22 protein-coding genes and 2 tRNA genes are annotated in these 22,490 nt (G+C 64.1%); 15 read left to right on the top strand and 9 right to left on the bottom strand.

The window, feature by feature from the left end:
* Positions 1–65: 65 nt before the first annotated feature.
* Together I4X03_RS09350 and asd are read left to right on the top strand one after the other, a co-directional pair.
* The gene (locus I4X03_RS09350; protein WP_223467944.1) at positions 66–1,301 is read left to right on the top strand and encodes a TCR/Tet family MFS transporter; all 1,236 of its coding nucleotides are present in this window, start codon (positions 66–68) and stop codon (positions 1,299–1,301) included.
* A gap of 83 nt (positions 1,302–1,384) precedes the next feature.
* Positions 1,385–2,239 carry an archaetidylserine decarboxylase gene (asd, locus tag I4X03_RS09345; protein WP_502572551.1) on the top strand — a complete coding sequence of 285 codons (855 nt, stop codon included), beginning with the start codon at positions 1,385–1,387 and terminating at the stop codon, positions 2,237–2,239.
* 40 nt (positions 2,240–2,279) lie between these two features.
* Here the strand turns inward: asd and I4X03_RS09340 are convergent, their stop codons facing one another.
* Positions 2,280–3,206, bottom strand: a complete 927-nt coding sequence (locus tag I4X03_RS09340; RefSeq protein ID WP_223467942.1) for a LysR family transcriptional regulator — start codon at positions 3,204–3,206, stop codon at positions 2,280–2,282.
* A 108-nt stretch (positions 3,207–3,314) separates the two neighbouring features.
* On the opposite strand from I4X03_RS09340, the gene I4X03_RS09335 reads away from it, so the two are divergent.
* Genes I4X03_RS09335 through I4X03_RS09325 form a run of 3 tightly spaced genes read left to right on the top strand, consistent with a single transcriptional unit; the run spans position 3,315 to position 5,327 of the window.
* Entirely contained in the window at positions 3,315–3,911 is a 597-nt protein-coding gene (locus tag I4X03_RS09335) for an FMN-dependent NADH-azoreductase (RefSeq protein WP_223467941.1), read from the top strand.
* 30 nt (positions 3,912–3,941) lie between these two features.
* On the top strand, positions 3,942–4,814 hold the full coding sequence (locus I4X03_RS09330; RefSeq protein ID WP_223467940.1) for a pirin family protein: 873 nt from the start codon (positions 3,942–3,944) through the stop codon (positions 4,812–4,814).
* 39 nt (positions 4,815–4,853) lie between these two features.
* Positions 4,854–5,327 carry a hypothetical protein gene (locus I4X03_RS09325; protein ID WP_223467939.1) on the top strand — a complete coding sequence of 158 codons (474 nt, stop codon included), beginning with the start codon at positions 4,854–4,856 and terminating at the stop codon, positions 5,325–5,327.
* On the opposite strand, the gene I4X03_RS09320 is transcribed toward I4X03_RS09325, so the two are convergent.
* Positions 5,308–6,453, bottom strand: coding sequence for an acyltransferase family protein (locus tag I4X03_RS09320; protein ID WP_223467938.1), 1,146 nt, complete (start codon positions 6,451–6,453; stop codon positions 5,308–5,310). The genes I4X03_RS09325 and I4X03_RS09320 overlap by 20 nt on opposite strands.
* A 130-nt stretch (positions 6,454–6,583) precedes the next feature.
* Between I4X03_RS09320 and I4X03_RS09315 the strand changes: the two genes are divergently transcribed.
* Positions 6,584–7,561 (top strand): M14 family metallopeptidase, encoded by a 978-nt coding sequence (locus I4X03_RS09315; protein WP_223467937.1) that lies wholly within the window; start codon positions 6,584–6,586, stop codon positions 7,559–7,561.
* Between the two features lie 103 nt (positions 7,562–7,664).
* Here the strand turns inward: I4X03_RS09315 and sugE are convergent, their stop codons facing one another.
* Entirely contained in the window at positions 7,665–7,985 is a 321-nt protein-coding gene (gene sugE, locus I4X03_RS09310) for a quaternary ammonium compound efflux SMR transporter SugE (protein WP_223467936.1), read from the bottom strand.
* A 185-nt stretch (positions 7,986–8,170) separates the two neighbouring features.
* On the opposite strand from sugE, the gene I4X03_RS09305 reads away from it, so the two are divergent.
* Complete coding sequence (locus I4X03_RS09305; protein ID WP_223467935.1) at positions 8,171–9,223, top strand: alkene reductase; 1,053 nt, start codon at positions 8,171–8,173, stop codon at positions 9,221–9,223.
* 45 nt (positions 9,224–9,268) lie between these two features.
* Here I4X03_RS09305 and arsC read toward each other — a convergent pair whose 3' ends face one another.
* Positions 9,269–9,688 carry an arsenate reductase (glutaredoxin) gene (arsC, locus tag I4X03_RS09300; RefSeq protein ID WP_223467934.1) on the bottom strand — a complete coding sequence of 140 codons (420 nt, stop codon included), beginning with the start codon at positions 9,686–9,688 and terminating at the stop codon, positions 9,269–9,271.
* A 176-nt stretch (positions 9,689–9,864) separates the two neighbouring features.
* On the opposite strand from arsC, the gene I4X03_RS09295 reads away from it, so the two are divergent.
* Positions 9,865–10,488 carry a 1-acyl-sn-glycerol-3-phosphate acyltransferase gene (locus tag I4X03_RS09295; RefSeq protein WP_223467933.1) on the top strand — a complete coding sequence of 208 codons (624 nt, stop codon included), beginning with the start codon at positions 9,865–9,867 and terminating at the stop codon, positions 10,486–10,488.
* Here I4X03_RS09295 and I4X03_RS09290 read toward each other — a convergent pair.
* The 3 genes from I4X03_RS09290 to I4X03_RS09280 form a co-directional block, all read right to left on the bottom strand.
* The gene (locus I4X03_RS09290) at positions 10,479–11,018 is read right to left on the bottom strand and encodes a GNAT family N-acetyltransferase (RefSeq protein WP_223467932.1); all 540 of its coding nucleotides are present in this window, start codon (positions 11,016–11,018) and stop codon (positions 10,479–10,481) included. The genes I4X03_RS09295 and I4X03_RS09290 overlap by 10 nt on opposite strands.
* Before the next feature lie 130 nt (positions 11,019–11,148).
* On the bottom strand, positions 11,149–11,724 hold the full coding sequence (locus tag I4X03_RS09285) for a DinB family protein (protein WP_223467931.1): 576 nt from the start codon (positions 11,722–11,724) through the stop codon (positions 11,149–11,151).
* 15 nt (positions 11,725–11,739) lie between these two features.
* The gene (locus I4X03_RS09280) at positions 11,740–13,377 is read right to left on the bottom strand and encodes a SulP family inorganic anion transporter (protein WP_223467930.1); all 1,638 of its coding nucleotides are present in this window, start codon (positions 13,375–13,377) and stop codon (positions 11,740–11,742) included.
* Between the two features lie 175 nt (positions 13,378–13,552).
* Here I4X03_RS09280 and I4X03_RS09275 point away from each other — a divergent pair, with 175 nt between their 5' ends.
* From I4X03_RS09275 to I4X03_RS09265, 3 genes are read left to right on the top strand one after another with little or no spacing between them, the layout of a single operon-like run.
* Positions 13,553–14,545: an SDR family oxidoreductase gene (locus I4X03_RS09275; protein ID WP_223467929.1), complete on the top strand. Its 993-nt coding sequence runs from the start codon at positions 13,553–13,555 to the stop codon at positions 14,543–14,545.
* A 37-nt stretch (positions 14,546–14,582) separates the two neighbouring features.
* Positions 14,583–15,578 carry a non-homologous end joining protein Ku gene (gene ku, locus I4X03_RS09270; protein ID WP_223467928.1) on the top strand — a complete coding sequence of 332 codons (996 nt, stop codon included), beginning with the start codon at positions 14,583–14,585 and terminating at the stop codon, positions 15,576–15,578.
* 8 nt (positions 15,579–15,586) lie between these two features.
* The gene (locus I4X03_RS09265) at positions 15,587–15,832 is read left to right on the top strand and encodes a hypothetical protein (RefSeq protein ID WP_223467927.1); all 246 of its coding nucleotides are present in this window, start codon (positions 15,587–15,589) and stop codon (positions 15,830–15,832) included.
* Positions 15,833–15,868: 36 nt separating this feature from the next.
* Here I4X03_RS09265 and ligD read toward each other — a convergent pair whose 3' ends face one another.
* Positions 15,869–18,430, bottom strand: coding sequence for a DNA ligase D (gene ligD / locus I4X03_RS09260; RefSeq protein ID WP_223467926.1), 2,562 nt, complete (start codon positions 18,428–18,430; stop codon positions 15,869–15,871).
* A 154-nt stretch (positions 18,431–18,584) separates the two neighbouring features.
* Here ligD and I4X03_RS09255 point away from each other — a divergent pair, with 154 nt between their 5' ends.
* Positions 18,585–19,529, top strand: coding sequence for a D-2-hydroxyacid dehydrogenase (locus tag I4X03_RS09255; RefSeq protein WP_223467925.1), 945 nt, complete (start codon positions 18,585–18,587; stop codon positions 19,527–19,529).
* Between the two features lie 9 nt (positions 19,530–19,538).
* On the opposite strand, the gene I4X03_RS09250 is transcribed toward I4X03_RS09255, so the two are convergent.
* On the bottom strand, positions 19,539–20,699 hold the full coding sequence (locus tag I4X03_RS09250; RefSeq protein WP_223467924.1) for an alpha-hydroxy acid oxidase: 1,161 nt from the start codon (positions 20,697–20,699) through the stop codon (positions 19,539–19,541).
* Between the two features lie 234 nt (positions 20,700–20,933).
* Here I4X03_RS09250 and I4X03_RS09245 point away from each other — a divergent pair.
* From I4X03_RS09245 to I4X03_RS09235, 3 genes are all read left to right on the top strand, one after another.
* Positions 20,934–21,010, top strand: a tRNA-Arg gene (locus I4X03_RS09245).
* 292 nt (positions 21,011–21,302) lie between these two features.
* Positions 21,303–21,379, top strand: a tRNA-Arg gene (locus I4X03_RS09240).
* A gap of 525 nt (positions 21,380–21,904) precedes the next feature.
* Positions 21,905–22,453: an FxDxF family PEP-CTERM protein gene (locus tag I4X03_RS09235; protein WP_223467923.1), complete on the top strand. Its 549-nt coding sequence runs from the start codon at positions 21,905–21,907 to the stop codon at positions 22,451–22,453.
* Positions 22,454–22,490: the final 37 nt, after the last annotated feature.

The following is a 22,490-nucleotide window of genomic DNA, read 5'->3' as shown; positions in this document are numbered from 1 at the left end:
CGGAGCCTGTTCCTGCGTTACTATACTGCTACGTTTTTTACGCCCAATCGATGGGCTGACCGTCCATGACCAGCAGCCCAGCCAGCACCCTCCCGCGCCCCGGCAACCTCAACTTTGTCCTCGTCTGCATTTTCATCGACATGCTCGGCATCGGCCTGATCGTGCCGGTGATGCCGCTGCTGGTGGGTGAATTTGTCGCCGCGCGCGACCAGCAAGCGATGTGGTTCGGCGTGCTGACGATGGTCTTCGGGCTGATGCAGTTCATTTTCATGCCGGCGCTCGGCGCGCTGAGCGACCGGGTCGGACGCCGTCCGGTGCTGATGTATTCGATGGCGGGCATGTGCGTCAACTTCCTGATCACCGCATGGGCCCCGAGCCTGGCGTGGCTGTTCATCGCGCGTGTCATTGGCGGCATGTCGTCGGCCAGCATGTCGGTCGCCTCGGCCTATGCGTCCGACATCTCGACCCACGACAACCGCGCCAAGAGCTTCGGCAAGATCGGCGCCGCGTTCGGGCTGGGATTCATCTGCGGCCCGATGCTGGGCGGCCTGCTGGGCGACGTCAACCTGCACCTGCCGTTCTATGTGGCCGCGGCGCTGTCGGCGGCCAACCTGGTGTATGGCTACTTCGCGGTGCCCGAGTCGCTCGACCTGTCGCAGCGCGCGCCGTTCGCGCTGGCGCGCCTGAACCCGTTCACGGCCATCCTCAAGCTGTTCCGCCGCGCCGACATCCGCGGCCTGGTCTACGTCTACACGCTGATGGTGTTCGCGCAGATGGCGCTGCAGTCGACCTGGGTGCTGTACACCACGTTCCGCTTCGACTGGACCCCGCGCGAGAACGGCATCGCGCTGTTTTGCGTGGGCCTGGCCGCCGCCGTGGTGCAGGCCGGCCTGCTGGGCATCCTGATCCGCCGCTTCGGCGAAGTGCGCCTGTCGCTGCTTGGGCTGGGGTCGGGCTGCATCACCTATTTCTTGTACGGCCTGGCGACCCAGGGCTGGATGATGTACGTCTTTATCTTATGTAACCTGCTGGCATTCGCCGCCGGCCCGGCGCTGCAGGGCATCATCTCGAAGGCCTCGCCGGCCAACGAGCAGGGTGAGCTGATGGGATCGCTGCAGTCGATCACCAGCGTCGGCATCATCATCATGCCGCTGGCCGGCACCACCATCCTCGGCTTGACCAGCCGCTTGCCGCAGCAGGACTGGCGCATCGGCAGCACGTTCTTCGCATGCGCGCTGCTGCAGGCCTGCGCGATCCTTATCGCGGTACGCTACTTCAGGACGCACCGCGTCAAGGGCTAGAACGCTAATTGGTCGACAGCAATAAATTCGCCATTCTTGCCGAGTATAGGCATAATTCAGGATTGTCTTGATTACAGGTAGCTATCGTGTCTCGCCTTAAAGTCCTGCCGCAGTACCTTATGCCTAAACAGGCCATGACCACGCTCGCCGGCCGCGTTGCCGGCGCCAAGGGCGGCGCCATGACCACGGGCCTGATTCGCTGGTTCGTCGGCAAGTACGGCGTCAACATGGACGAGGCGGTCAATCCGGATATCGAAAGCTACACCAGCTTCAACGAGTTCTTCACCCGGCCGCTGCGCGAGGGCGTGCGCCCGCTGGCCAATGCCGACTTCATCTGCCCGGTCGACGGCGCCATCAGCCAGTTCGGCCAGATCGACGACCACCAGATTTTCCAGGCCAAGGGCCACAAGTTCACCACCACGGAACTGGTCGGCGGCGACGCGTCGCTGGCGTCCCATTTCCAGCACGGCCACTTCGCCAATCTGTATCTGAGCCCGAAGGATTATCACCGCCTGCACATGCCCTGCGATGGCCGCCTGACGCGCATGATCTATGTCCCGGGCGCGCTGTTCTCGGTGAACCCGACCACCGCGCGCGGTATTCCGGGACTGTTTGCGCGCAACGAGCGGGTGGTCTGCGTATTCGAGTCGCCGGAGTTCGGCGAATTTGTACTGACCCTGGTCGGCGCCACCATCGTCGGCAGCATGGCCACCGTGTGGCATGGCGTGGTCAACCCGCCGCGGGCAAGCAAGGTGTGCGAATGGCGCTACGACGACCAGCAGATCGTGCTGAAGAAGGGTGAAGAGATGGGCCGCTTCCTGCTTGGATCGACCATTGTGATGCTGTTCAAGCCCGATACCATCAAGTTCAATCCGCTGTGGGCGCCCGAGCGCAGCATCCGCCTGGGCGAGATGATGGGGAACCGCCCGGCGCGTTGAAGTCGAAGCGGCGGATAAGCGCATCCGCCGTTTTCCGCTGCTAAGCCACGCCCGCCTCGCCCCGCTTCTTGGCCTCTTCGCAGCACGTCACCTCCATCAAATCGAGGAACGCGCGCGTCTTGGCCGGCATCAGCCTCCGTCCCGGGAACACCGCCCAGCCGGTGGCAATCGGCAGATGCCAGTCCGGCAGCACCCGCACCAGCTCCCCGCTGTCCATGAACTGCCCTGCGAACAAGTCGGAACTGGCCGCGATGCCGGCGCCGGCGACCGCCATGCGCGCCAGCAGATCGGGCGAGTTGGCCGTCATCCGCGCCGCCAGCGGGCGTTCCCACTGCACCTTCGCGTTCGATAGCACCCAGGGCGCCGGCCCGCCGGTGCGGCTTAGCAGGCATAGCAAGTCGTGCTGCTCGAGTTCGTCGGGATGGGCCGGCATGCCGCGCGCCGCGACATACGACGGCGCGGCGTACAGGCCCATGCGCTCAAGGACCACGCGGCGCGCGTTGAGCGTGGAATCTTCCGGCAGGTCGCCCATGCGGATCGCGATGTCGAAGTTCTCCGACACCAGGTCGACCCGGCGCGGCGACAGGTCCAGCTCCACCGTCACCGCCGGATAGCGCGCCATGAACTCGGTCATCACCGCGGTCAGCCCGATGTTGGCGAAGTCGCCGGGCGCCGAGATGCGCAGGCGCCCGCTCGGCGCCTGCTGGCGGTGCTGCGCCAGCGCGCCGACTGCCTCGACCTCCTCGACCACTTTTTGCGCGTGCTCCAGCAGGCTGGCGCCGAATTCGGTAACCACCAGCTTGCGCGTGGTGCGCTGCAGGAGCCGCTCGCCGAGCTTCGCCTCCAGCAGCGCAAGCCGGCGCGATACGGTCGACTTGGGCAGCTGCACGCGCAGCGCCGCCTGGCTGAAACTGCCGGCCTCGACAATACGGGCAAACAGCAGCAGGTCGTTCGGGTCAAGGTCCATTTGATTGTGCCACTGATGGAATAATCTTATCCATTTTAAGGGCTTCCGGATTGTTTTTGGAACGCCTAAAGTGTACTCCATCGCACTTCAACCCGTAAAGGACACACAATGAACATCCTGCAAATCAACTCCAGCGCCCGTTCGACCGGTTCCGAATCCACCCGCGTGGCCGACGCCATCGTCGCCCGCCTGCAGGCGGCCAACCCCGGCGCCGCCCTGGTGCGCCGCGATCTGGCGACCAACCCGCACCCGGCAATCGACGAACCGACCCTGGGCGCCCTGTTCACCCCTGCCGACCAGCGCACGCCTGAACAAGCCGCCCGCGTGGCGCTGGACGACGCGCTCATCGCCCAGGCGCAGGCAGCAGATGCCATTGTGATTGGCGCCCCGATGTACAACTTCGGCATCACCGTGCAGCTGAAAAGCTGGTTCGACGCACTGGCGCGCGCCGGCGTCACCTTCCGCTATACCGCCGAAGGTCCTGAAGGCCTGTTGAAGAACAAGAAGGTCTACGTGGCCCTGGCGCGTGGCGGAGTGCACAAAAATGGCGCCAGCGACTCGCAGGTGCCCTACCTGAAGACGATGCTCGGATTCCTCGGGCTGACCGATGTGAGCTTCGTGTACTCGGAAGGTCACGGCATGGGCCCGGAAGCGGTGGCCAAAGCGATTGCAGACGCAAACGAGCAGATTAAAGAAGTCGCCTGACTGCCGGGCGGCGCTGACAAGGAGAATGTGATGACTCAACAAGTGACCAACCAGCGCGTGAGCCGTGGCCGCGGCGTTGAACGCCTGGTCAACGGCCAGCCGACCACTGACGGCGCGGGCGTGAAAATCAACCGCGTCCTCACACAGCCGCTGCAGCGCCGCCTCGATCCGTTCCTGATGCTCGACGCGTTCGGCAGCGACAAGCCGGGCGACTATATCGCCGGATTCCCTGAGCACCCGCACCGCGGTTTCGAGACGATCACCTACATGCTGACCGGTAGCATGCGCCACAAGGACAGCGCCGGCAATGAAGGCCTGATCACCGATGGCGGCGTGCAATGGATGACGGCTGGCCGCGGCGTGGCCCACTCCGAAATGCCGGAGCAGACCGACGGCCTGATGGAAGGCTTCCAGCTGTGGCTTAACCTGCCATCGACCGACAAGATGATGGAACCGTGGTACCGCGACATTCCAACGGGAGAAGTACCGCGTTTCACCACCACGTCGGGAGCCCAGGTCAAGGTGATCGCTGGCGCCACGCATGGCGTGGAAGGCGCGGTCCAGCGCTCCGGGACCGAGCCGCTGTACCTCGACGTGACGCTGCCGGCCAACGCCAGCTTCGACCTGCCGCTGCCGGCGGGGCACAACGCCTTCGTCTACCCGTACCGCGGGCACCTGGTGGTTGATGAAAGCTGTGTTCCGGAAGCGCGCATGGCGATCCTGGCCAACGACGCTGATGCCGATGGCGTGCGCATCGTGGCGCCGAAGGAGAGCCGCTTCATCGTGGTGGCCGGCCGGCCGCTCAACGAGCCGATCGCGCAGTACGGGCCATTCGTGATGAACACCCAGGCCGAGATCATCCAGGCGATGGACGACTACCGGGCCGGCCGCTTCGCGGCTTGAATCGCAGCACCCGGCAGTGGCATGGGATAAACTAGCGCCATGCCACTGCTTCCAAAAATCCTTGAGGCCCTTGCCTGGGCCAGCCGCGCCTGCGGGTTCGAGACCGTCAGTTCGTTCCCGGCGCGCCATCCATACGCGCGCACGCACTGGAATCCCGCTTACTTCGATATCGCATCGGACCTTAAACCGGACGCCATCGAACGCTCGATGTGCGAGTCGATCTCCAATACGCCGACCGTCTTCACCTACATCGTCAATCCCACGCCCGGCATGCAGCGCGCCCTGCTGGCCGTGATCGAAACACGCATGCGCCGCTCGTGCGGCAATCCGGTCGACCTGGTGGCGATGCTGATCAACGCTTACCAGAGCCCGCATACGCAGGAAGCCATCCCGGGCCTGCGCGGCGCGATCGAGCGCGGAGTTCACGACGACCTGGCGACACGCTCGCGCGACATCCTCGCCTTTCTCGGCGGGATGCACTCGGCATTCGACGTTATCGAGGCTGAGGCATAAGCGCTGGCCGCGCCGAGTTGGTCGGCACATAGCGGTCGCGCAGCACCATGAACGGCGTCTCCACCAGCTTGTAGAGCAGCCAGCCAAACAGCAGCGACAGCGCCATGATGACGCCGATTGCGACCAGCGAGCCGGGGGCGTAGCCCAGTTCCATCAACGGTTCGCGCGCCAGCATGCCGATCTGCTTGTGGGTCAGGTAGATCGCGTAGGCCCACAGCGCAAGGGGGCCGGCGCCTGGCACCCTGGTGTCGCGCAGTACCGACCGTTCGCTCAGCGCTGCGACGATCAGCAGCGTGAAGCCCAACGCCAGCATCGGGAAGCCCACCACCGTGATTGCAAAGGACTCGCGGTCATCCAGGAACAGCCAGAACGCCGCCGCGCACACCGCCGCACCGGCCGCCAGCGCCGCATTGCCGTTGGTGGTGATTCGCCGCCATGCCCCCTGGTGGTAGTTTTTCAGCAGCGCCAGAGCGACGCCGGCGACCAGTTCATCGAAGCGGCAGAAGGTCGAGTAATAGATATATTTGTAGTAGTTCAGGCCCGGCTGGGCGCTGCCGTCGACCAGCTCCTGCCACAAGGTCGCACGCACCGCCATGCCGGCCGCGAACGCCAGTGCGACGGCGAACCACGCCCAGCGCAGCGAACCGCGCAGCGAGGCGATGAAGATCGCCAGCGCCGGCAGCACGACATAGAACTGCTCTTCGATGCACAGCGACCAGGCATGCGAGAACGCGGTACCTGGCGTCAGGTTGATGTTCTGGACGAAGGTCAGGAACTTCCACAGCGGCGGCATCTCGAGTCCATTGCGGAACCACGGCCACAAGGCGTACAGCGCCACGACCACATAGAACGCAGGCAGCGTGCGCAGGAAGCGGCGCGCGTAGAAGCGCGGCAGCGAGAAGCCGGCCTCGCTGCGCATCGCCGCGAAGATCTGGTTGCCGATCAGGTAGCCCGACAAGGCGAAGAACAGGTCGACGCCGACCCAGCCGATCTCGCCGAACCATCCAAACGTCGTATCGGAGCGGCTGACAAACAGCGTGTAGTGGTGCAGCACGACCATCACGATGGCCAGTGCGCGCAGCGTGTCGAGGCCGAACAGGCGGCGCGGGTGATGAGTTGCGGTCATGGTGGGATGTCAAAAAATGAGGGCCGATGATGCCATGCCAATGCTGCCGATGCCAGCATTTCCCGATAAAATACCGGATGCAGCGCGCCAACGGGGCGCCGCCGCACGACCTATCACGGAAAGCCGGGAAATGACTTCAGCACGCGAGATGCAGTTCAAATCGATCAACTACACCGGCCTGGGCAAAGGGCCGTCCGTCATCATCACCGGTGCGGTGCACGGCAACGAGACCTGCGGCACCAAGGCGATCCGCCGCGTGATGGAAGAACTCGACGGCGGCGCGCTGCAGATCGTGGCGGGCAGCGTGACCTTCGTCCCGATCGTGAATCCGCTCGCCTACGCGCTGAACCGCCGCGCCGGCGACCGCAACCTGAACCGCAACCTGTTCCCCAACGACGCCCCGCAGGACTTCGAAGACCAGGTCGCCAACTGGATCTGCCCGCTGCTTGCGCGCCATGAGGTGCTGCTCGACCTGCACTCGTTCAACGCGCAGAGCCAGCCCTTCGCGATGGTCGGCCCGCGCAACAACGGCGGTCCGCTGGAGCCGTTCAAGCACGCCGAAAAAGAGCGCGCCCTGGCGCGCCGCCTTGGCGTCAAGCGCTTCGTCGACGGCTGGCTGCGCACCTATGGCGACGGCGTGGTGCGCCGCATGGGCAAAGGCGACGCCGCCCAACTGCAGACGGTGCTGCGTTACGGGATGGGCACCACTGAATACATGCGCAGCACCGGCGGCTACGCGCTGACGCTCGAATGCGGCCAGCACGACGACCCGCAGGCGCCCGATGTCGCCTACCGCGCCATCATGAACACCCTCGCCTTCCTCAAGCTGATCGACGCGCCCGAGCCGCTTCCGGTGGCGCTGGACGAGATGGAAACGCTGTCGATGGTCGCGGTGCACGACAAGCTCGACGCCGGCGACACCTTCAGCCGCGTATGGAGCAGCTTCGACGACCTGGCCGCGGGCGACCAGATCGGCGTGCGCGCCGACGGCACCCCGGTGACCGCGGAATTCGACGGCAAGATCCTGTTCCCCGACGTCAATGCGGGGCCGAACCAGGAGTGGTATTACATGACGCGCCGGAACCCGGACTTCGAGCGCTACGAATAAACAAGCCGAAACAGTTCCAAAATCGGGGACAGACCACCATTTTAGAATCTTCTAAAATGGTGGTCTGTCCCCGATTTTGGAAGTTTGTCCCCGATTTGCGAAGTTAGCCTGGCGTTAGCAGCTTCAGCCCGAGAATTCCCGCGACGATCAGGGCGATGCAGCCCAGGCGCATCGCGCCGGCGGGTTCGCCGAGCAGGATCATTCCCGCGATCGCGGTGCCCACGGTGCCGATCCCGGTCCATACCGCATACGCCGTACCAAGCGGCAGCTGGCGCATCGCCAGTCCAAGCAGGAACACGCTCGCCGCCATCGACACCAGCGTCAGAACCGAGGGAACCAGCCGGGTGAATCCGTGCGTGTATTTGAGGCCGACGGCCCATGCGACTTCGAGCAAGCCGGCGATGAAGAGAATAATCCAGGTCATGACACGCTTTGAAAGGCAAGGCCGTCCTTGCCGTGCTCCGTCGATGCGCGGGGTCGTCCCCGCTGGAGCGAAAGGTCGGCGAAGTATAGCACCGTGAAAATAATTTCGCTGCCTGCAGAATTTTTTTATCTACGCCATAATCGTTCACCACTTTGGACAAATGCCACAAGCGACAGGAGCACTTCATGAGTACCTTATTCGACCCGATTACCATCGGCGACCTGCAACTCCCCAACCGCATCATCATGGCCCCGCTGACGCGCGCGCGCGCCGTCGGCGAAGGCCGCGTGCCGAACGCCTTGATGGCCGAGTATTACGTGCAGCGCGCATCGGCTGGCCTGATCCTGTCGGAAGCGACCGCCGTGACGCCAATGGGCGTGGGCTACGCCGACACGCCAGGCATCTGGTCCGACGAACAAGTCGAGGGCTGGAAGCTGGTCACCGACGCGGTGCACAAGGCCGGTGGCCTGATCTTCCTGCAGCTGTGGCACGTCGGCCGCATCTCGGATCCGGAATTCCTGAACGGTGAAGCGCCAGTCGCACCGAGCGCGATCGCAGCCAAGGGCCATGTCAGCCTGCTGCGCCCGATGCGCGACTATCCAGTGCCGCGCGCCCTGGAGACCAGCGAGATCCCGGCCATCGTCGCGGCCTACCGCAAGGGCGCCGAGAACGCCAAGCTGGCCGGTTTCGATGGCGTCGAAGTCCACGGCGCCAACGGCTACCTGCTCGACCAGTTCCTGCAGGACGGTTCGAACCAGCGCACCGATAACTACGGCGGCCCGGTCGAGAACCGCGCACGCCTGATGCTGGAAGTGACCGATGCCTGTATCGACGTCTGGGGCAAGGACCGCGTCGGCATGCACCTGGCGCCACGCCGCGATTCGCACGACATGGGCGACTCCGACCCGAAAGGCACCTTCGGCTATGTGGCGCGCGAGCTTGGCAAGCGCGGCATCGCCTTTATCTGCGCGCGTGAAGGCGTGGGCGAAGACAGTCTCGGCCCGTATCTGAAGCAGGAATTCGGCGGCGTCTATATCGCCAATGAATCGCTGACGCGCGAAAGCGCCGAAGCGCTGGTGCAGGCCGGCTCAGCCGACGCAGTCGCGTTCGGCAAATGGTTTATCGCCAATCCCGACCTGCCGCGCCGACTGAAGACCAACGCGCCGCTGAACCCGGCGCGCGCCGATAAGTTCTATCACCCGACGGCGGAAGGCTACACCGACTACCCGGCCTTGTAACAGCGCCGGTATCGATGGGGGACAGCGCTTTCGCCTGTCCCTTTTTTACACGCGCTTTCCATCGGCGCCGATCACGGCCTCGCCATCTTCCTTGGTGAACGCGCCTTTCTGCGGCAACGGCAGGATCTCGAGCACCAGTTCGGACGGGCGGCAAAGGCGCGCGCCAAGCGGCGTCACCACGAACGGGCGGTTGATCAGGATAGGGTGCGCGATCATCGCATCGAGCAGCGCGTCTTCGCCAAGGGCCGGGTTCTCAAGCCCCAGCTCGGCGAATACGGCTTCCTTGGCGCGCATTGCGCCGCGCACGGTCAGCCCGGCCTGCGCGATCATCGCCGCCAGCGACTCGCGCGCCGGCACCTCGGCCAGATAGTCGATGACCTCGGGCTCGATCCCGGCATTGCGGATCAGCGCGAGGGTGTTGCGCGAGGTTCCGCACTTCGGGTTGTGAAAAATTGTGACGCTCATGCGGTATCCCTTAATCAGTACACTTTTATCATTCGATATTACTCGAATCGTCGAATTTCGACAAGCCGGTTTTGCTTGTCTATCCAACCGCTCAACGATAGAATTCCTGCTTTTTCCGCCATGCAATTTTCATTGCAGGCCGCTTCAGACCGGACTACCGGGGAAAGTAGATACTGATGAGTAACCACGAGCTGCAGCCCGCCGCCCTGCCAACCTGGGGCCAGCGCCTGTCATTGCGCATCCTGCGCATGATCGGCTGGCGCGTGCTGTTCAAGCCCTTGCCGGGACCGCATGGCGTGGTGGTGGTCTATCCGCACACCTCGAACTGGGATTTCGTGATCGGCCTGCTGGGCAAATGGGCGGTGGGCCTGCCGTTCAGCTGGCTGGGCAAGGAGTCGCTGTTCAGCGGCCTCACCGGCAAGACGCTCGGCGTGCTGCTGCGCCGCTGGCACGGCATCGCGGTTGAGCGGCGCACCGCCACCGGTGCCACCGCGCGCCTGGCGCAGAACATGCTGGCCTCGGATTGGTGCTGGATCGCGCTGGCGCCGGAAGGCACGCGCAGCTATCGCCCGGCCTGGCGCAGCGGTTTCTATCACCTGGCGATCGCCGCCAAGGTGCCGCTGCTGATGGTATACATGGATTATCCGAACAAGACCCTGAGCGTGGTCGACACGATGATGCTGACCGGGGACGTCGAGCGCGACATGGGCGCCATCGCCGCTGTCTTTAAAGGCCACCACGGCCTGAACCCGCAAGCCGAAGCGCCGATCGTGCTGGCGCCGCCGCGCGCTCAGGCCTGATCGCCCGGATTCCGGCTGAACAGCGTCTTGTAATAGATCGCGTTGCTGGTCCAGCGCCCGTCGGGTGTGCAGGCGTACTCGGGAATGCCGCCGACAAAGGTGTAGCCGAGCCCCCGGTAGAGCGCTTCGGCAGGCGCGCCCGCTTCGGTGTCGAGAAACAGCACACCGCGTTCATGCGTACGCGCTTGCTGCTGCACAGCTTCCATCAGCGCCTTTGCAATTCCCCGGCGGCGCGCCGAGCTGTGGACGATCAGCTTCTGCACCTCGGCGCGGTTGACGCCATTTTTGCGCTGGCACAGGTCCAGCTGCACCGAACCCCGAACCTCCGCGCCCTCCCCGGCAACCAGCAACAGGCGGGTGCCGTCCGCGACCGCATCCCCGACGCCACGCCAATATGCCTCGGCTTCGGCGCCATCGAGCGCGGCCAGGAAGCCGATTGACGCACCATGGGCCACCGCGTCGAGCAGAAGCCCGGAAAGCTGGGAACGAACCTCGTCGAAGGTCTCAGGAGTGATCAGGCGAATTTTCATGGATTGACCGGCCGGTTTGTATGACCTTCCATGTAGCAGGACGCATGCCAGCCCGGTTAAGCCAGGCGCCGCGCCGCGCCGCCCCCGAAGCGTGCATGCCTGCGCGCTGATGGTGCAGGGACGGGCAGCGCTAGCACCATAACATGGCCTCGGTCCAGCCAAGCTCGCGCAAGTCGTCCGCGCGCGCTTGCCTGTCCATCTCGCTGAAGAATTCGTCGAGCTGGGGCGGCGCCACCGGTGTACCGGCCAGCATCGCGTGGACTTGGCCACGGTGGTGCACCTGGTGGACGAATAGATGCGCCAGCAGCCGTGCGCGCGTCTCGCGCTGCGCCATATCGCCGCGCCGGATCGTCACCACACGCCCCAGCGCATCGTCGCTCAGGCGCCGGCAGTAGTCGATCAGCCGCAGGTCCGCTGTCGACTGGGCCGCTTTCAGGCCTTCGCAGGTGGCGAACGGATGTTCCGGGTCGAAGAACGCCAGGTAGTCGGGATGAGGCGCTTCGCCCCGCTCTTCGCGCTCGAGCGCATCGATATAGAACCAGTCGACCGTGACGATGTGGTTCAGCGTTGCCTTGATCGACGGGAAGAAGCTGGTGCGCGGCGCTTCGAATTCTGCCTGCGTCAGCCCAAGGCACGCCTTCAGCAGGCGGTGGTTGGACCAGCCGTTATTGTAGGCCTGGGTCAGAAGGTAGTGTGACAGCGTCATCGCGCGGCTCCCTGATCAACGCGCCGATGATATGCCGTCCCACGCCATCGCGGCGCTCAAAAAGATCGTCCCGTTGAGCGCGTGCAGGAAATCGCTGCCTGTCAGCCGGTCCATCACCGGCCCCTTCACTTCGGCCAGGTGCAAGCCGATGCCGTGCAAGGTCAGGCTCTGGTTCAGTTCCGACAGCGCGAACAGCGCCGACGTGTCGATCGAACTGACGGCCGTCATCACCAGCACCAGGTTGCGCGTGCCGGGCCGGCTGCGCAACTCTTCCTCGATACGCTGGTTGACCGCTTCGACATTCCCGAAGAACAGGTTGGCGTCGATGCGCAGCATCAGCATGTCGGGCCGCGTCTCGGCCGGATAGCGGTCGATGTTGCGGAAGTGTTCGGTGCCGGCGATGCGTCCAAGCACCGCGATGTGCGGACGGCTGGCGCGCCAGATCAGGGTCCCCATCGACAGCACCACGCCGATGATCACGCCCGCCTCGACGCCCATCACCAGCACGCCGGCTGCCGTTGCCAGCAGCGCCAGGGCGTCGCCGCGGTCGTAGCGCCATGCCGTGCGCAGCGTCGACAGTTCCAGCATGCCGAGCACGGCGACGATGATGGTGGCGGCCAGCGCGGGCAGCGGCAGCAGCGCCAGCCAGCCGGTCGGTGCAACCAGGGCGATCGCCAGCAGCGCCGCGGTAATGATGCTGGCCAGTGGCGTATTGGCGCCCGCGGCGAAATTGACGGCCGAGCGCGAGATGCTGCCGGTGACCGGGAAGCCGCCGCTCAAGGCACTGCCGATGTTGGCGGTGCCGAGGCCAATGAGCTCGTAATTGCTATTGAGTTTCTCCTGCCGCTTCAGCGCCAGCGTCTGCGCGGCGGACATGCTGATCATGAAGGTCATGAAGCCGATCAGCAGCGCCGGCTGCAGCAGTGAGCGCCAGTGCGCCTCCGAGGTCGCCAGGTTCAGTCCCGGCAGTCCGGCCGGCACCGCGCCGGTGACGGCGACGCCAACGGCCTGCAGGTCGAGCCCCACCGACAGCGCGGTGGCCGCGACCACCACCAGCATCGGCGCGAGCCGCACGCTGATATCGGCGGCAATGGCGCGCATACCCGCCTTGCGCAGCAGCGCGCCGAGGGAGTTGCGCGCAAACAGCAGCACCAGCAATGCGCCCACGCCGAGCAACGCGCTGGGCAGGTGGAACTGGGGCAGCTGGCCGCCCACCAGCGGCCGGACCTGCGCGAAGGCGATCAGGATGGCCGAGCCGATCGTGAAGCCGCTCATCACCGGGCGCGAGAAGAAGTTGGCCAGGAAGCCGATGCGCAGCAGGCCGCAGACCAGCAACACGGCGCCCGACATCAGCGCAAGCTGGGCGGCCAGCACCAGGTACAGGCCGGAGCCGGAGGCCGCCAGCGGCGCCAGTGCGGCCGCAGTCATCAGCGAGATGATCGCCATCGGCCCCACCGACTGGGTCATGCTCGAGCCGAACAGCGCATACAGCAACGGCGGCAGGATGCTGGCGTAGATGCCCACCACGGGCGGCAAGCCGGCCACCAGCGCGTACGCCATCCCCTGCGGAATCATCATCATGGCGACCACGAGACCGGCACTGATGTCCCCGGCCAGCATGGCGCGCCGGTAGCGCCTCAACCACTCAAGCATGTATTCATCCTGCGAGCCAAAACCAGAAGCCTATCACGGCGACCCGCCTCGTTGGCTGGAGGAATTTCCCATTGGCACCAACTCGTCGGTGGGCAATCGGTCCGAATGTGTGTAAGCGCACCGTCAAGCGGCGGCGCAGCGCGAATACTTTAGCGCTACAGCGAAGGAGATCAAGATGAGGGTACCCGACGAATCAGGGCTCAACGCGGACGTTGAAGGCACCGCGGACAAGCAGCGCGCCATCCAGAGCCGGCAGGACCAGAAAGATGCCGCCGGCGGCGGGCAGGAAAGCCAGGAGCCGGTACAGGCCGGAAAATTCGCCAAGCCAGTGCCGCCGATGCCGGCCCAGCACCTGGTCAAGCCAGGACTGGAAGCCGAGATGGCCCTCAAGCCGCAGTTCATGGCTGAGGGCTATCACGGCAGCCGCAAGCTGGACGGCAAGGTGGCCATCGTCACCGGCGGCGACTCCGGTATCGGCCGCGCGATCGCGGTGCTGTATGCGCGCGAAGGCGCCGACGTGGCAATCATGTACCTCAACGAACACGAGGACGCGCAGGAGACCAAGCGCTGCGTCGAGGCGGAGGGCACCCGCTGCGTGACCATCTCGGGCGACGTCAAGGACATGGGCTTCTGCCAGCAGGCGGTCGACCAGGTGGTGGCGCATTTCGGCCACCTCGACATCCTGGTCAACAACGCCGCCTTCCAGGAACACGCGCAGTCGCTGCTCGATCTGACCGAAGAGCGCTTCGACGAGACCATGCGCACCAATATCTACGGCTACTTCCACATGGTCAAAGCAGCCCTGCCCTACCTCAAGCGCGGCGCGGCGATCATCAACAACGGTTCCGTGACGGGGCTGAAGGGTTCCAGCAACCTGCTCGACTACTCGGCCACCAAGGGCGCCATCCACGCATTCACGATGTCGCTCGCGTCCAACCTGATCGACCAGGGCATCCGCGTCAACGCGGTGGCGCCAGGGCCGGTGTGGACGCCGCTCAACCCGGCCGACCAGTCGCCCGAGAAGATCAAGGAATTTGGCAAGAGCACCGACATGAAGCGGCCCGCGCAGCCGGACGAGATTTCGCCCGCCTTCGTGTTTCTCGCCTCGCCGGTGTGTTCGAGTTACATCAGCGGCATCGTGCTGCCGGTGACGGGCAGCGTCGGCTGACCATTTTTAAATCCGGCTTGCCGGCGAAAGGACCACCATGGCACGCAGTTTATGGAAAGGCGCGATCAGCTTCGGGCTGGTGCACATTCCTGTCGAGATGTACCCGGCGGTGCAAAACCACACGCTGGACCTCACCATGCTCGACCGCCGTGACTTTTCGCCGGTGGGCTTCAAGCGCTACAACAAGGGCAACGACAAGGAAGTGAGCTGGGATGACATCGTCAAAGGCTACGAGTATTCCAGCGGCGAGTACGTGGTGCTGTCGGAAGAAGACCTGCGGCGCGCCAATCCCGAAGCCACCGGCACCATCGACATCCTGGCCTTCGTCGACGCCGATCAGGTGCCGCTGCTGTTCTACGAGCAGCCCTACTACCTTGCGCCCGGCAAGGGCGGCGACAAGGTCTACGCGCTGCTGCGCGAGACGCTGCGCAAGGCTGGCAAGATCGGCATCGCGCGGGTGGTCATCCGGGTCAAGCAGCACCTTGCGGCGCTGGTCTGCGTGGGCGACACCATCGTGCTCAACACGCTGCGCTACGCAGATGAAATCCGTGAGGCGGACGACCTCAAGATCCCGTCGGCACGCGCCAAGTCGGCCCAGGTATCGGAGAAGGAATTGAAGATGGCGATGGCGCTGGTCGAGGGCATGAGCGAGGAATGGCACCCTGAGGAGTATCACGACACCTATCGCGAAGACGTGATGGCGCTGGTCGAAAAAAAGGTCGCCGCCAACGAGACCAAGACCATCACCATGCCGGGCAAGGAAAAAGCTGCCGCAACATCGGGCAATGTGATCGACCTGGTGGCGCTGCTGAAGCAAAGTATCGGCAAAAAGCCGGGCAAGGCGGCTGCCGCCAACGACGAGGACGAGCCGGACGAGGAAGCAGCAGCGGCCCCGAAGACCCGCAAGGCGCCGGCCAAGTCGGCGGCCAAGACTGCGGCGAAGACGGCTCCGCGCACGGCGGCCGCGAAACCAAAGGCCAAGGCTGCCCCTGCCGCCAAGGCGGCCGCGCCGGCACGGCGCAAATCTGCTTAAGGACCTGGATGGAAGAATTTTTCGCGCTGCTGGAATGGCCCGCCATGGCGATCAGCCTGGCGGCCGCTTATTTGCTCGCATCGCAGAAGCCCGAAAAGCGCATGTGGGCGTTCGGGCTGCTCATTGCCGGAAACCTGATGTGGATCGCCTGGGGGTGGGGCGAAGAGGCGTGGGCGCTGATTGCATTGAATGCCGGGCTGATGGCGTTGAATGTGCGGGGGATCTTCAAAAACGAGCATGGGGCAAAGGGCTAGCCGGCAGAGGCGCTTGTCTGCCTTTTTTAGCCCGCATCACGCCGGCTTGTACCCCAACTGCTTCATCGCCGCCGTCAAGGTCTTCGCACTTTTCGCATACCCCTCCCACGGCGCATTGCCGCGATCGAGCCTGGTGTGCGCGTTCTTCACAGTCCACTGATCCCCGGCCTTGATCGCGGCCAGTTCATCCCACGCCAGCGGCACTGAAATACCCAGCCCCGGCCTGACCCGCGCCGACCACGCGCACGCCGTCGTCGCCCCGCGCCCATTGCGCAGATAATCGATGAATATCTTGCCGACCCGGTTGCGCGGCCCGCTCTTGAACGCGAACCGGTCCGGCAAGGTCATCGCCATGTGCTGCACGATCGCCTGCGAAAAGTCCTTCACCGTGTCCCAGTCCTTGCCGCCCTTGACCGGCACCACCACGTGCAGCCCCTTGCCGCCGCTGGTCTTGAGGAAGTTGGGCAGCCCGAGCTCGTCGAGGAAGGCGTGCATCAGCGTCGCCGCCTCCTGCATCGTCTCCCACTCCACGCCCTCGCCGGGGTCGAGGTCGAACACCATCCGGTTCGGCGCCTCGTAGCCTTTGCCGGTCGCGTTCTGCGTGTGGAATTCAACCACGTTCCATTGGGCGGCCGAGAGGATGCCCTGCACGCTGCCTACTTCCAGCATCGGTGGATGGTCGGGGTCGAGCGCCTGGTTCATTTGCTTGATACCGGGCAGCTTGCCGATGTCGGCGTGCTTCTGGAAGAACAGCTCTCCGCCCACGCCCGCAGGCGCGCGCACCAGCGACACCGGCCTGCCCTTGAGGTGCTCGATCATCAGCTCGCCCACCAGCGCGTAATAGCGCACCAGCTCTATCTTGGTGGTGCCGCTTTGCGCATCGATGAGGCGGTCCGGGTTGGTCACCTTCAGGCTGTCGGGCAGCTTGCCTTGCGGCGCCGCCGGTTCGCCTGCCTTGCCTGCTGTCGCCATCGCGTCCTCCATGTGCTTGGCCTTCTCGCGCTTGATGCCCCTGGCTGGCTTGTCGTCGCGCAGGCCATGGAACACGGCGTGCCGCACCGAGCCGGTCTTGGTCCATTCGGCAAAGCTGACCTCCGCGATCAGCGCCGGCTTGACCCAGTGCGGTTTGCGCCCCGCCACCGCTTGCGGCGGAAACGGGCTGTCGTCCGAGCCGAGCGCGGTGAGCTTCTTTTTCAGTTCGCGCAAGGTCGCCTCATTGAACCCGCTGCCGACATTGCCGGCATAGCGCAGCACGCCGCCCTCGTCGTGCACACCGAGCAGCAGCGAGCCGATGCCGGTGCGCGAGCCTTGCGGGTCGGTGTAGCCGCCGATGACGAACTCCTGGCGCTGGCCGCATTTGAGCTTGATCCATTCTGGCGAACGCCGTTCGACATAGCGCGAATCGCGCCGCTTGCCGATCACGCCCTCGAGGCCCATCTTGCACGCGGCGACCACCAGCTCGTGCGGGTCGTTGCCAAATTCTTCGCTGAAGCGGACCATCCCGGAGGGCGCTTTGGCGAGCACGCGCTTGAGCATCGCACGGCGCGTTTCGAGCGGCACCTCGCGCAGGTCGTAGCCGTTGCAGTACGGTGCGTCGAACACGAAATACACAATCTCGGCTGTATCGGCGCCGTCGAACGCCTGCTGCAGCAGGCCGAAATCGGGTTTGCCGCTGTCGTCGTGAACCACGATCTCGCCGTCATACCAGCCGTCCGGCAGCTTCATGGCCGCGAGGCCTTGTTCAAGCTTGCGCAGCTTGTGGGTCCAGTCGTTCTGGTTGCGCGTGAATAGCTTGACCTGTTTCCCTTCAACCCGCGCCAGCAGCCGGTAGCCATCGAACTTGATTTCAAAGATCCAGTCTTCCGGCGTCGATGGCGGACTGTCGACCAGGGTCGCCAGCTCGGGCGACAGGGTCGCGGGCAGGCCGGCCTTGACGGCTTCGGGTGGCACCTTGGCCGCCTTGGCCGCCTTGGCCGCCTTCGCCGGGGCCGCCGCGGGTTTCGCCTTTGATGTGGCTTTACCCTTCGCCTTGGCCTGGCCCGGCATCGGCAGCGACCTGACGCTGTCGGGCATCTCATCGACCACGGAGAATTCGGCCGCGGGGCGCGCGTAGTCGTCCTTTTCCTTGATCAGCAGCCAGGGCTCCTGCTTCTCGCCTTTCCCCTTCATCCGCACCAGCACCCACTTGCCGTGCATTTTGTGGCCGTGCATTTCAAATTTGAGGTTGCCGCTTTGGTAGCCTTCACGCGGGTCGCCCAGCGGCTCCCATGTACCCTTGTCCCAGATGATGACCTTGCCGGCGCCGTATTGCTTCTCGGGGATCGTGCCTTCGAAGTCGGCGTACGAGATCGGATGGTCCTCGACATGGACCGCCATCCGCTTGTCCTTGGTGTCGTAGCTCGGCCCCTTTGGCACCGCCCAGCTTTTCATCGTGCCGTCGAGTTCCAGGCGGAAATCGTAGTGCAGCCGGCTGGCCCAGTGCTTCTGGATCACAAAGCTCAGTTCGCCAACGCCCGCAGCGCCGCCCTCGGCCGGTTCGGAGGTGATCGCAAAGTTACGCTTTGCCTTGTACACCTTGAGCGGATCGGTCGTCGCCATGGCCTGCCTTATGATTGGGGTAATGCCGAGTCTACGAGGCGCCCGCGTGGAAAACTGTTCGTTAACTAACGGTGTGCAGATGGCGGCGCGCCAGCGCCGCCGAGTTGGTCTACAATCGACTGCGCGCATCGATAACCCAACTGGCAGAGGCCACATGCAAAAAATCGTCTTTCTCGACCGTGACAGCCTTGACGCCACAGTGCGCCGCCCGTCCTTTGAGCACGATTGGACTGACCATCCCGGCACCACCCCGGCCGATGTGGTGGCAAGGCTGAAGGATGCGACCATCGCCATCACCAACAAGGTGCCGTTGCGGGCCGCCGATATCGAACAGCTCCCCGCCCTGAAGATGGTCGCCGCCGCGGCGACCGGTACCGACAACATCGACCTGGCGGCCTGCCGCGCGCGCGGCATCGTCGTCTCGAACATACGGAACTACTCGCTGGTATCGGTCCCCGAGCATGTGTTCACGCTGATCCTCGCGCTGCGCCGCAACCTGCTGGCCTACAGCGCCGATGTGGCGGCCGGGCGCTGGCAGGCGCAAGAGCGCTTCTGCCTGCTCGACCATCCGATCGGCGACCTGGCCGGCAGCCGGATCGGCATCGTCGGTTTCGGCGCGCTGGGACACAAGGTGGCGCTCCTCGCGCGCGCCTTCGGCATGGAGGTCTGCGTGACCTCGCGCTCGCCGGTCGAGGACCCTGGCGTGACGGTGCTGCCGCTGGCCGAGCTGCTGAGCAGCTGCGATGTGGTCAGCCTGCACCTGCCGCTGAACGACCAGACCCGCAACATGATCGGCGCGGCGGAGCTGGCGACGATGAAGCCAACGGCCCTGCTGATCAACACCGCCCGCGGTGGCCTGGTCAACGAGGCGGCGCTGGCCGAGGCGCTGCGCGGCGGCGTGATCGGCGGCGCCGGCTTCGATGTGCTGAGCAAGGAGCCGCCGAGTGCGGACAACCCGCTGCTGGGCATCGACCAGCCCAACTTCATCCTCACGCCGCACGTGGCGTGGGCCAGCGCGGGCGCCATGCAAACGCTGGCCGATATGCTGGTCGATAACCTGGAAGCCTTCGTCCAGGGCCAGCCCACCAACGTGGTCTAGGCCGGCGCCTTAGCCGCGCCCCGGCGGGCAGCTGGATGGCAGCAGGATCTTCTTGTCGACCTGGCGGACGTCGCGCAGCCCGCAGAAGGCCATTGTCAGGTCGAGTTCATTGCGGATGATCTCCAGGCATCTGGTCACGCCCTGCTCGCCCATCGCCCCCAGCCCGTACAGGAACGGGCGGCCGATGTAGACGCCTTTGGCGCCCAGCGCCAGCGCGCGGATCACGTCCTGTCCCGAGCGGATGCCGCCGTCCATGTGTACCTCGATGCGCTGGCCGACTTCATCGACAATCGCCGGCAAGGCCTCGATGCTGGACTGCGCGCCATCGAGCTGGCGTCCGCCGTGGTTCGACACGATCAGCGCGTCGGCGCCCGAATCGGCGGCCAGGCGCGCGTCTTCCGGGTCCATGATGCCCTTGATGATCAGTTTTCCGCCCCAGCGCCGCTTGATCCACTCGACATCGTCCCAGGACAGCGCCGGATCGAACTGCTGCGAGGTCCAGGACGACAGCGACGACATGTCCGACACGTCGCTGGCATGGCCGACGATATTGCCGAATCCGCGGCGCTGGGTACCCAGGATGCCCATCACCCAGCGCGGCTTGGTCATCAGGTTGAGGATATTCGCCACCGTCATTTTCGGCGGCGCGGTCATGCCGTTGCGGATGTCCTTGTGGCGCTGGCCGAGCACCTGCAAGTCGAGCGTCAGCACCAGCGCCGAGCAGCGCGCCGCGCGCGCGCGCTCGATCAGGCGTTCGATGAAGGCGCGGTCGCGCATGACATACAGCTGGAACCAGAATGGCCGGGTGGTATTGGCAGCCACGTCTTCGATCGAGCAGATGCTCATCGTCGACAAGGTAAACGGAACGCCGAACTTCTCGGCCGCGCGTGCCGCCAGGATCTCGCCGTCGGCATGCTGCATGCCGGTCAGGCCTGTGGGCGCCAGTGCGACCGGCATCGACACGCTCTCGCCGATCATCTCGCTGACGGTGCTGCGGTTGGCCAGGTTGACGGCGACGCGCTGGCGGAACTTGATCTTCGCGAAGTCCTCGGTATTGGCGCGGTAGGTCGATTCGGTCCACGAGCCCGCGTCTGCGTAATCGTAGAACATGCGCGGCACACGTTTTTTGGCAAGTACACGCAAGTCTTCAATGGTAGTAATGATGGTCATGCGGGGTCCCCGAAGCTGGTTGTTGAGCGGCTTGCCTGTAATCTAACAGATGAGCGGACAATATTATCAATAATCAAAAGCAGTCTTTTGGCGCCGCCTCTGGACAAACCGCCCAGCGCCCCCTACAATGCTGCTTCTTCGGACGCGCAAGCCCGAAGGGCAACCAAGTTTAAGTGTTGAAGTAGAAATTAAAACTTCCGCAAATAAAACGAAGCTGCTACAATGCTTGCCTTCGCGGCTGTAGCTCAGCTGGATAGAGTACTTGGCTACGAACCAAGGGGTCGTGGGTTCAATTCCTGCCAGCCGCACCAGAATCAGGTTAAAAGGCCTGGAGAGAAATCTCCAGGCCTTTTTTCTTTTCCAGATCCGATTCGCATGAAGTCAGCGCCTGCTCGTTTCGGGTCAGGTGCGGCATGCGGACACGGACTCGTCGATACCTCCTGCCACCGCCCTCCCCGCCACCGATCGGATGCCTCATTGCGCTAGGGCCGGTATCCCAATGCCGCACCTGAGCCCCAACGAAACGCAAAAACAAACCGCCAAAAAGCGCCTGCCGACTTGCCCTTTGATATTTTCGAAACTGCTGCTATAATCTTGTCTTCGGCGGCTGTAGCTCAGCTGGATAGAGTACTTGGCTACGAACCAAGGGGTCGTGGGTTCAATTCCTGCCAGCCGCACCAAGAATCAGGACGAAAGGCCTGGAGAGAAATCTCCAGGCCTTTTTTCTTTTCTGCTTTTCCTCCCGCATTTAAATGCGCACCCGACACCCGTCTTGTCGGCAATTGCGCTCATTCAACTCCCATCTGCCGCATTCAGCCGATATGTTCGGTTAGCTCAACCGTTCGTTTGCGCGCCGTCAGTACATGGCGGAACTTAAAGCCACCTTAAAGTGCAGCCGGAATTACGGCAAAGAATCAAAGTCCGCGCCAGAACGCCCCCCGTCTCGACGTAGGACCGGGCCTACGCATCAATGGCAATCCGCTCGATCTGTTCATCGCGGAAATCGAATACGGGGCAGCCCTCCTATGAAGCGATAGCCTGTTCAATTGTGAAATATAAATCAATTTACAAATGAAAAATGTAACAATTGTTACGAATTAAACGGCTACGCAAGCGGATTGGCAACCGAGCTTTGATAGATTGAAGGTCCCCGATTCTTGATTAACCAAGCTGCAGGACGCGGCTGTATCTCAATGAGGTATCACATGAAAAAGACTAAGACACTGGTAGCTGCACTCGTGTTTGCCACCGCATCGTTCGGCTCAAGCGCCGTACTGGCCGAGGACATCAGCCAGGCGCCGGAAGCGCTGACCCTGCTCGACGGTAGCGGGTTCTTCGGCGACTCCTTCGCCATGGACAACATGGGTGACACCTTCTCGGACCGCTTCACCTTCGCGGTGACCAGCGTGCCGCACGACCTCGACGCGATCATCTCGTCGATCAGCGGTTCGGCAAGCACCGGCCTCGACATCACCGGCCTGGGCGTGTATAGCGAAGCCGGTACGCTGATCGCCAACGGCACCTCGCTGATGAGCGGCATGAACGACGTCTGGACCATCTCGACCGACGGCCTGGCGCTGGGTAACTACTATCTGCAGGTAAGCGGCTCGTTGGTGTCGGACACGTCGGGTAGCTTCGGCGGCGCAGTGATGCTGCAGCCTGTCCCAGAGCCAGAAACCTACGGCATGATGCTGGCAGGCCTGGGTGTGGTCGGCTGGATGGCCCGCCGCCGCAAGGTCAAGCCAGAGGCCTGAGCTGCGCGCTCACCTTCAAACGGAAGCTTCGCGCTTC

The organism is Massilia soli, from assembly GCF_016809835.1.
Taxonomy (GTDB): Bacteria; Pseudomonadota; Gammaproteobacteria; order Burkholderiales; family Burkholderiaceae_D; genus Telluria_A; species Telluria_A soli.
The sequence above is the reverse complement of the archived record's forward strand: the minus strand, read 5'-3'. Positions and strand labels throughout refer to the sequence as shown.

Bases quoted from the DNA above. Each gene is read 5' to 3' on its own strand.
- I4X03_RS09325 (WP_223467939.1), top strand. From the start codon at position 4,854: ATGCCACTGCTTCCAAAAATCCTTGAGGCCCTTGCCTGGGCCAGCCGC.
- ku (WP_223467928.1), top strand. From the start codon at position 14,583: ATGGCACGCAGTTTATGGAAAGGCGCGATCAGCTTCGGGCTGGTGCAC.
- I4X03_RS09255 (WP_223467925.1), top strand. From the start codon at position 18,585: ATGCAAAAAATCGTCTTTCTCGACCGTGACAGCCTTGACGCCACAGTG.
- I4X03_RS09285 (WP_223467931.1), bottom strand. From the start codon at position 11,724: ATGACGCTGTCACACTACCTTCTGACCCAGGCCTACAATAACGGCTGG.
- I4X03_RS09235 (WP_223467923.1), top strand. From the start codon at position 21,905: ATGAAAAAGACTAAGACACTGGTAGCTGCACTCGTGTTTGCCACCGCA.
- I4X03_RS09330 (WP_223467940.1), top strand. From the start codon at position 3,942: ATGACTCAACAAGTGACCAACCAGCGCGTGAGCCGTGGCCGCGGCGTT.
- I4X03_RS09315 (WP_223467937.1), top strand. From the start codon at position 6,584: ATGACTTCAGCACGCGAGATGCAGTTCAAATCGATCAACTACACCGGC.
- I4X03_RS09320 (WP_223467938.1), bottom strand. From the start codon at position 6,453: ATGACCGCAACTCATCACCCGCGCCGCCTGTTCGGCCTCGACACGCTG.
- I4X03_RS09335 (WP_223467941.1), top strand. From the start codon at position 3,315: ATGAACATCCTGCAAATCAACTCCAGCGCCCGTTCGACCGGTTCCGAA.
- I4X03_RS09295 (WP_223467933.1), top strand. From the start codon at position 9,865: ATGAGTAACCACGAGCTGCAGCCCGCCGCCCTGCCAACCTGGGGCCAG.
- I4X03_RS09290 (WP_223467932.1), bottom strand. From the start codon at position 11,018: ATGAAAATTCGCCTGATCACTCCTGAGACCTTCGACGAGGTTCGTTCC.
- I4X03_RS09265 (WP_223467927.1), top strand. From the start codon at position 15,587: ATGGAAGAATTTTTCGCGCTGCTGGAATGGCCCGCCATGGCGATCAGC.
- sugE (WP_223467936.1), bottom strand. From the start codon at position 7,985: ATGACCTGGATTATTCTCTTCATCGCCGGCTTGCTCGAAGTCGCATGG.
- I4X03_RS09275 (WP_223467929.1), top strand. From the start codon at position 13,553: ATGAGGGTACCCGACGAATCAGGGCTCAACGCGGACGTTGAAGGCACC.
- ligD (WP_223467926.1), bottom strand. From the start codon at position 18,430: ATGGCGACGACCGATCCGCTCAAGGTGTACAAGGCAAAGCGTAACTTT.
- I4X03_RS09350 (WP_223467944.1), top strand. From the start codon at position 66: ATGACCAGCAGCCCAGCCAGCACCCTCCCGCGCCCCGGCAACCTCAAC.
- arsC (WP_223467934.1), bottom strand. From the start codon at position 9,688: ATGAGCGTCACAATTTTTCACAACCCGAAGTGCGGAACCTCGCGCAAC.
- I4X03_RS09340 (WP_223467942.1), bottom strand. From the start codon at position 3,206: ATGGACCTTGACCCGAACGACCTGCTGCTGTTTGCCCGTATTGTCGAG.
- I4X03_RS09305 (WP_223467935.1), top strand. From the start codon at position 8,171: ATGAGTACCTTATTCGACCCGATTACCATCGGCGACCTGCAACTCCCC.
- I4X03_RS09280 (WP_223467930.1), bottom strand. From the start codon at position 13,377: ATGCTTGAGTGGTTGAGGCGCTACCGGCGCGCCATGCTGGCCGGGGAC.
- I4X03_RS09250 (WP_223467924.1), bottom strand. From the start codon at position 20,699: ATGACCATCATTACTACCATTGAAGACTTGCGTGTACTTGCCAAAAAA.